Annotated in this window: 5 protein-coding genes and 1 pseudogene; all 6 read right to left on the minus strand. The window is 31.2% G+C overall.

Going from position 1 to position 8,239, the window contains the following annotated elements; genetic code table 11:
• Positions 1-9: 9 nt before the first annotated feature.
• Positions 10-1,299, minus strand: a complete 1,290-nt coding sequence (locus AJ881_RS04335) for a restriction endonuclease subunit S (RefSeq protein WP_070282590.1) — start codon at positions 1,297-1,299, stop codon at positions 10-12.
• Positions 1,296-3,203 (minus strand): annotated as a pseudogene (locus tag AJ881_RS04340) (N-6 DNA methylase). Before AJ881_RS04340 ends, AJ881_RS04335 begins: the two are co-directional and overlap by 4 nt.
• A 130-nt stretch (positions 3,204-3,333) precedes the next feature.
• On the minus strand, positions 3,334-5,205 hold the full coding sequence (gene dnaK, locus AJ881_RS04345) for a molecular chaperone DnaK (RefSeq protein WP_002871433.1): 1,872 nt from the start codon (positions 5,203-5,205) through the stop codon (positions 3,334-3,336).
• Positions 5,206-5,227: 22 nt separating this feature from the next.
• Positions 5,228-5,758, minus strand: a complete 531-nt coding sequence (gene grpE / locus AJ881_RS04350) for a nucleotide exchange factor GrpE (protein ID WP_002880629.1) — start codon at positions 5,756-5,758, stop codon at positions 5,228-5,230.
• Positions 5,755-6,546: an HrcA family transcriptional regulator gene (locus AJ881_RS04355; RefSeq protein WP_002880628.1), complete on the minus strand. Its 792-nt coding sequence runs from the start codon at positions 6,544-6,546 to the stop codon at positions 5,755-5,757. Before AJ881_RS04355 ends, grpE begins: the two co-directional genes overlap by 4 nt.
• Positions 6,547-6,754: 208 nt before the next feature.
• A complete protein-coding gene (locus AJ881_RS04360; protein ID WP_070282592.1) occupies positions 6,755-7,936 on the minus strand; it encodes a hypothetical protein in 1,182 nt (393 codons plus the stop codon).
• Positions 7,937-8,239: the final 303 nt, after the last annotated feature.

An 8,239-nucleotide genomic window follows, 5' to 3' on the forward strand; every position in this document is an offset into this window, starting at 1 on the left:
TTCTCCTTTTTATAAACTAATCCTACCACAAACGGCTTGGTTTATGAGTGTGGTTTTGTATTCTTTTATGAGTTTTATTTGTTTTTTGGTTTTTTCTATTATAGCATCTATTTTAGAAATTTCAGAATCTAGAAATTTTGCGATTTGCTCTTGTTCTTTTAGGGGTGGGATAACAACGGATAATCTACCTAACAACTCTTGACTAAGAGAAGCTCTAGTTACTAAACCATTTTCTTTTGCAAAAAAGGATTGATTAAAGCTTCTTCTAAAATAAAACTTTGCAAAATTATTATCTAAAACTTTTTTATCAGCTCTAAAGCGTATCAAGAAACCTGCAAATACTGCATTTTCAATAGTTTTTAAACATACCGAACTTATACCTATTTCATCAATAGTTTCAGAAGTTCTAGTAAAAAAGATATCACCTTGTTTTACAGAATATATTTTTCTATCAATTTCTGTAGAATTCACAAGCCCTTTAATATTATAAGGGATACAAATATTATTATAAATATCTCCATAACTAACAAAAGGATATCCTACTCCAAATGCTTCAGAATTGATACTTATTCCATTTTGAAAGCTTCCTAAATATTTTAATTTCACAATCTTCCAATGTTGTGGAATCTCCCCTAAATGTTCTATACCGCTATCTTTGAAATTTATATTTTTATCAAGTCCTTTTGTGATAGTTTCATTTATAAAGGCTTGTTTTTGCTCTTTTAAAAGGCTAATGAGTTTTTCTTTTTTCTCTATGAAATTTGCTATCTGCTCGCATTTTTCATCTAAAAAATTTGCAATTTGCTCTTGCTCTTTTAAGGGCGGAAGTGGAATTTTAATATTTTGAAAATCTTCATATCTTAAATTATTCATATCCGAACAAAGTCCGTAAGAATATTTTTCATATTCACTAATCATATTTTTTGATTTTAATAAATAATAACTAAAACTAATATTTATTTGTTTATTTGGAATAGCTACAACATAAGCAGGACTTACTATACCTTTTTCAAGCATATTTATACCAACAGCACCTTGCCACATTCTCATTTTATTGTAAGCTATTGCACCTATAGGAACTATTTTGTAACTTGATTTATCATCATTAGAAGTATCTTTTTTGTTTGTTATATCATTTTGATAAACCACACCATTTGCTATAGTTACAGATAACAATGGATAGTTATTATCATTACATCTTACATTAAATTCATTAAAACAATATCTAATAGGAACTATCTCCCAATGCTCTGGAATTTCTCCAAGCCATTCTATGCCACTATCTTTAAAAACTCTCACTGCATAATCTCTCTTAAAAGATCTTGCACTTCTTTTTCTAGCTTTTCTAATTCGTTATTTATCTCTTCTAGCTTTCTTGGTGGTGTGTAGGTATAAAAGTATTTATTAAAAAGTATTTCATAGCCCACACTTGCACTCTCCCACGCTATCCAAGAGTTTGCTACATAAGGCTTTACTTCTGTGTCATAGTAGTTTTGTATGTCTGTTTTGAGTGGAATTTTTTCAGTATTGTTGGTTTTGTCACTATCGATGATGAGATTTTCTTCGCTTTTTTAAGCTTTACACCTAAAAATTTGATAAATTCTTCTCTGTTTTTAAAGTCTTGTGGATTTTGTTCTAATTCTTGTAATTTTTCTAAGATTTTATCTTTGTCTTTTAGTTTTGCAAATTTTTCATCATCTTTTAGAAATTCTATGCTTTTTGGTTTTTCTATGATGATTTTAGTATAGCCAAAGTCTTCATTATCCAAAATCTTGCAATCTTTGTTGCTTGCATTTTCTAAAAATAATTTAGTGATTTTTTTATATGTTCTTTAGTCATTTCATTTTGTTTAGAGCCTAAAGACTTTTTCATTTTTGAAAAATATTCTTCATTTGTAGCGTTTATAAGCTGGACTTTGTCTTTTTTGTGTTCTGACTTTTTGTTGGTGATGATCCATATAAAAGTGGGAATGCCGGTGTTATAAAACATATTAGTAGGTAGGGCGACTATAGCTTCAAGATAGTCGTTTTCTATGATATGCTTTCTTATAGCTACCATACCGCTATCTGAGTTAAAAAGTGAGCTTCCATTATGCACGCTTGCGATACGAGAACCCAAAGGGGTATCTGTTTTCATCTTGCTAAGCGTATTGAGCAAAAACATCATTTGCCCATCGCTTTTGCTCGTGATACCTACGCTAAATCTTGAGTCATTGCAAGTTGAATTTGAGCCTTTCTTTTCTACGCCTAGAATTTTTTGATCATTTTCCCAAGACTTACCATAAGGTGGATTGCTAAGCATGAAATCAAATTGTAAGTTTTGTTGATCATTGCTTAAGGTAGAACCAAATTTTATATGATCTGGATCTTCGCCTTTTATCAGCATATCTGCTTTACATATAGCATAAGTTTCAGGGTTGATTTCTTGTCCGTAAAGATAAATATTTGCCTTTGACTGTATAAGTCCTTCAGGATCTGTGATAAATTCTTTTGATTCTGTTAGCATACCACCACTTCCACAAGCATTATCATAAATAAGCCATGTTCCTTGTTTGATCTGCTCTTTTACAGGCAAAAATACAAGATGAGTCATAAGCTCTATAATCTCTCTTGGGGTAAAGTGCTCTCCGGCTTCTTCATTATTTTCTTCGTTAAATTTACGGATAAGCTCTTCAAAAACATACCCCATGCCAAGATTACTCAAGCCTTTATGGATAACATTACCTTTTTCATCTAAAATATCTTCTATACCGAAATTTACCTTAGGCGAGCAAAATCTTTCTATCACTCCAAAAAGTATGTTTGATTCTTCTAAGGTGTCAAGTTGGTTTTTGAATTTAAATTTTAAAATGATATCTTTGATATTTTCACTAAAACAATCCAAATAATTTTCAAAATTTATTCTTATGTTTTTTGGATCGTTTAGAAGGGTTTGTAGATTAAATCGAGAATAATTAAAAAAGCCTAGATTATTCCCTTGTTTTCCACCTAGCAAAGATTCTAAATTTTCAAATTCATCTTTATAGGTATTGTAGGTTTTAGAACTTTATCTTTTGTAGGCTCTAAAACCGCATCAATTCTTCTTATGATTGTCATGGGTAAGATAACATCGCGGTATTTACCCTTCATATAAACATCACGAAGCAAATCATCTGCCACACTCCATATGAAGTTGATAATGGGTTGGAATTGGCTTTGTTCCATGATGCGTTCCTTATGTTTTTATTAATAATATATTATATAAAATCACTACTAAAAAATTTTTAAAAATTAAATAAGATAAAATAGAATTGAGTTCAAGCCTTTTAACAAGGCTTGAATGAAGATTTTAGGATTACTCAACTTCAGCGTCGATTACATCGTCATCTTTTTTCTTTTTATCGTTCGCTGCATTTGGCTCATCTTTTTTATACATGTTTTCAGCTAATTTATGAGAAACTTCGCTTAAAGCTTTCATTTTGCTTTCAATCTCTTCTTTGCTTGCATTTTGATTTTTCAAAGTCTCGCGCAAATCATCAAGAGCTTTTTGGATGTTTTCTTTATCAGCAGTGGCAACTTTTTCACCCAACTCACTTAAAGATTTTTCTACTTGATGTGCCAAGCTATCAGCTGCATTTCTAGCATCTACAGCTTCTTTGCGTTTTTTATCTTCTTCTTTGTGAAGTTCAGCATCTTTTACCATGTTGTTAATTTCTTCTTCGCTAAGTCCGCTTGAACCTGTGATTTTGATCTCTTGAGCCTTACCTGTTGCTTTATCTTTTGCGCTAACAGTTAAAATACCATTTGCATCAATATCAAAAGTAACTTCGATTTGTGGCATACCGCGTGGTGCTGGTGGAATTCCTTCAAGATTGAAATTTCCTAAAGATTTATTATCACGACTAAATTCTCTTTCCCCTTGTAAAACATTGATAGTTACAGCACTTTGATTATCCTCAGCGGTTGAGAAAACTTGCTCTTTTTTAGTTGGGATAGTTGTACCTTTTTCGATAATCTTAGTCATTACCCCGCCTAGAGTTTCTATACCCAAAGAGAGCGGAGTAACATCAAGTAAAAGCACATCTTTAACATCGCCTTTTATAACCGCACCTTGAATCGCCGCACCAATAGCCACAACTTCATCAGGATTTACAGACTTGTTAAGATCTTTATTAAAGGCTTTTTTCACTTCTTCTTGCACTAAAGGAACACGAGTAGAGCCTCCTACCATAACGATTTCTTTGATCTCATCTTTTTTAAGACCTGCGTCACTTACTACTTCATTGATTTTAGTGATGGTTTCAGCCACTAAAGAATCAATCATACCTTCAAATTTAGCTCTAGTGAGTTTTTTAACCAAATGTTTTGGCCCACTTGCATCTGCTGTGATAAATGGTAAATTAATTTCAGTTTCATTAGCTGAACTTAATTCTTTTTTAGCGTTTTCTGCTGCTTCTTTCAAGCGTTGTAAAGCCATAACATCATTTTTAAGATCTATGCCTGTTTCATCTTTAAATTCATTAGCTAGAAAATCTATAAGTTTATTATCAAAATCATCACCCCCTAAGAAAGCATTACCACCTGTTGCTAAAACTTCTACTACATTATCGCCAGTTTCAAGCACGGTAACGTCAAAAGTTCCCCCACCTAGATCATAAACCACAATTTTTTCACTATCTTTTTTATCAAGTCCATAAGCTAGAGCTGCTGAAGTAGGCTCATTGATAATTCTTAATACATTAAGTCCTGCTATCGTTCCTGCTTCTTTTGTCGCTTTTCTTTGCGCATCGTTAAAATATGCAGGTACAGTAATAACAGCATCTACAACACTCTCGCCTAAGAAAGCCTCAGCATCTTCTTTTAGTTTCATTAAAACTTTTGCTGAAATTTCTTGCGGAGTATAAATTTTACCTGCGATCTCGATCGCACAAGCGCCATTTCTTTCAGTGATATGATAAGGAAGTCTGTTTTTAGCTTCTTTAGCCGCGTCTTCATTGATCATCAAACCCATAATTCTTTTAATAGAATAAATAGTTTTTTCAGGGTTAGTCACCGCTTGGCGTTTTGCACTATCTCCTACTAAAACCTCGCCTTTATCTGTAAAAGCTACCACAGAAGGAGTTGTATTTTTACCTTCTTTGTTTGGGATTACTTTACTCTCACCGCGTTCATACACAGCAACACAAGAATTGGTTGTTCCTAAATCTATACCTATAACTTTACTCATTTTTTATCCTTTTTATTAAAATTTATTTTGCTACACTAACTTTAGTTGGGCGGATTACGCGATCGGCTATTTTATAGCCTTTTTGAAGCACGGTAACCACTTCACCACTTTGATGATTTTCACTATCTACATGAAACATTGCCTCATGTAAATTTGGATCGAACTCTTTTTCTTCTTTGATAAGAGCCACTCCATGCCTTTCAAGTTTTTTAAGAAACAAATCTAAAGTATTTTGCACTCCTTCTTTGATTTTTAAGCTAATTTCATCATGGCATTCGACATTGATAGCTGCTTCTAAAGCATCTAAAACATCAAGCAAATCCTTTGCAAAACTTTCATTTGCATAAGCCATAGCGCTTAGCTTTTCTTTTTCCATTCTTTTTTTAATATTTTCAAATTCAGCGTTTGCACGCATATATTTGTCTTTTAATTCATCATAGTCTTTTTGCAATTTGTTTTGCTCAACATCTTCGATATTTTGCAAATTCTCATCTTGTAAATGTTCAGAATTTTCTGCGTTTTCGTTTTCAAATTCTTGCTTTTGCTCGCTCACGCCGCCTCCTTTATGTATTGTAATATTTTTTTATAATCCGTATAAACACTACCTGCTAAGATAATATTTACATCTTCACCCAAAAACTGCGCATCCACCTTAAGCCCCATAAAACCTTCTTTAAATAAAGGTTCAAATTCAAGACTTTCTTTAAAATAACGATGAACTCCACAATCTAAGAGCTTAACAAATTCATCATTTTGATAAATTTGATAAGCTCTTTCTTCATTACTTCTATAGCAAATCAAATTTTGTCTTAAGCTAGCTATTTTTTCTACAAGATCCATAAAATGAACTCTCAAAGCTATTCTTTCTATGCTAAAAAGATCTAATCCTATAAGACTTTGTAAAAAATTCCATGCTTCTTTTTCATATTTTAAAACTAGCTCTTCTTCTTTAAAATCAAGCACTATAAACTTAGCATTTAGATCAAGCACTTCTTTAAGCACTAAACTTCTTCCACCATAAACAAGACAGTAAATTTCAAATTCTTTGCTCAACTCTTTTAAAAAATTCTCACTTTTGATATTGATATCTTGATCTTGTTCTTTTTTCCAAAAACTTTGCCAATAATTTTGCATTGTCAAAATAGTAGGAATTCTACCACTACTTATATGAAGCTGAGTGATCAACCCCTCGTCGCTAAGCCTTTTAAGATAGACGCGTATAGTTGAAGCAGGAATACAAAGATTTAAATTCAATTCATTTGAACCAATAGGAGCATTATCTAAAAGATAAGTTTGGATGATGGAATCTAAAATCAAATCCTTTTTATCTCGGCTTTTCATAGCTCTTTCCTTAAATTTTTAGCACTCTATTTTTTGATTGCTAGAAGTATTATACAACATTGAGTGTTATTTTGTCAAGTATAAATATAAAAAAATATACTTAATTTTATTTAGTCTATATGACTAAACTTTTATTAGTTACTTTTTTATAAGAATACAATATATCAAAATAAAAATAACAATACACTTTATAAGATAATTATAAAAACTAAGCCCAAATTTTAATCAAATCAGATATTTTTCCATAACTTGTAGAATTTGTATCAAAATAAGTTTGCTTCATTTCGTTGACAATTTCACCAAGATTGTCATAATTAAGTTTAGTTGCATCTTCAGGTTTTAAACCTAGCATTTTTGCACTTCTTTGTTTGAATAAATCCACAAAACCTTCATAGAAAATTTTAAATTTATCCGGATTAAAAACAAGTTTTTTACCCCCAGTTTCTTTATTTTCAACTTCATCAAAAATTTTATCAGATAATTGCATTTTAAGTAAAGATTTTTCATCTTCACTTAAATCATCATATTTTACACCTTTACCTAATTTATCCAAGATATCTTTAATTTCTATTGTATTAGTTTGATTAAATTTAGTTAAAGTTAACATACCTACGCTTTCAGTCCATCCAGAATTTGGAGCTTTGGTTTTTACTACTTGCATGCCAGTTTCGCTAAAACTAAGCTCTCCATTAAAATCTCCATCTTGTCTTATCATTTTATCAAGCTCTAAACCTATAGTTCTACCAGCATAATCTGTATCTTTAGTATCATCTGGACGCATTTCTCTAAAATCTTTTTCAAAACCAAATAGAGTATCCACGCTACCATTTAATTGTGTATAAGATTGCACAAAAAGTCCTAAATTTGTTTCCTGTGCTACAAAACCACTTTTCGTATCTTCAAGCTCATAATCTTCTAAATATCCATCATTATTTCTATCGCTAGCTACATAAGCTCTAGTATATGCTATATCAGCATACCATCCAGCCACGAAATTTTCAGCTTTTCCACTTAATATATATGATCCATCAAGTCTTTTAGTCATATCTTCTTTGTCAAATTCAATCCCCATTTTATTGATGGCTGTTGAACTTAAAGCACTACGAACGAGTTTATTTGTAATAGGATCTCTAAAATATATAGTAGTCATACCTCTTTCAGCTTTTTTCACTTTATCACTTACCTTTTGATTGAAAACTTTTTCATCTTCTAATCTTTGAAGCATAGTTTGAGCTACATCTGTTTTTTGATCTTGAAATGAAGAGGAATTTTCGTCTTTTTCATTAAGAATCTTTGGTTTTAAATTCAACTTAAAAGATTTATATACACTAGCTTGCTGAGAAGATTTAGATATGGGTTGAAAATGATTAAGAAATTTTATAAAATCCATTTTGATGCCTTCAAATTTTCGACATCTTTTCAAAAATATTGCTAATATATTTTACGTAATTTTAACTTAGAAAATTTTAAATTTTTATCCTCTATTACCTTCCAAACTCCTAAAAACACCCTATTCTCTTAAAAACCCTAAACAGCAACAAACTCTTTTTTAAACACAATTCTAAGCATCATCTAAAACAACAATAAAAATAAACATAGGATTTATATATAAAGTAAGTAATGAAGACATTTAACAAGTCCGCAATGAGCTACTTTCCCCCTGCCAGTAAGGCGTAGTATCATCACCCACGAT

It is taken from the genome of Campylobacter sp. BCW_6460, from assembly GCF_001762705.1.
Classification (GTDB): Bacteria; Campylobacterota; Campylobacteria; order Campylobacterales; family Campylobacteraceae; genus Campylobacter_D; species Campylobacter_D jejuni.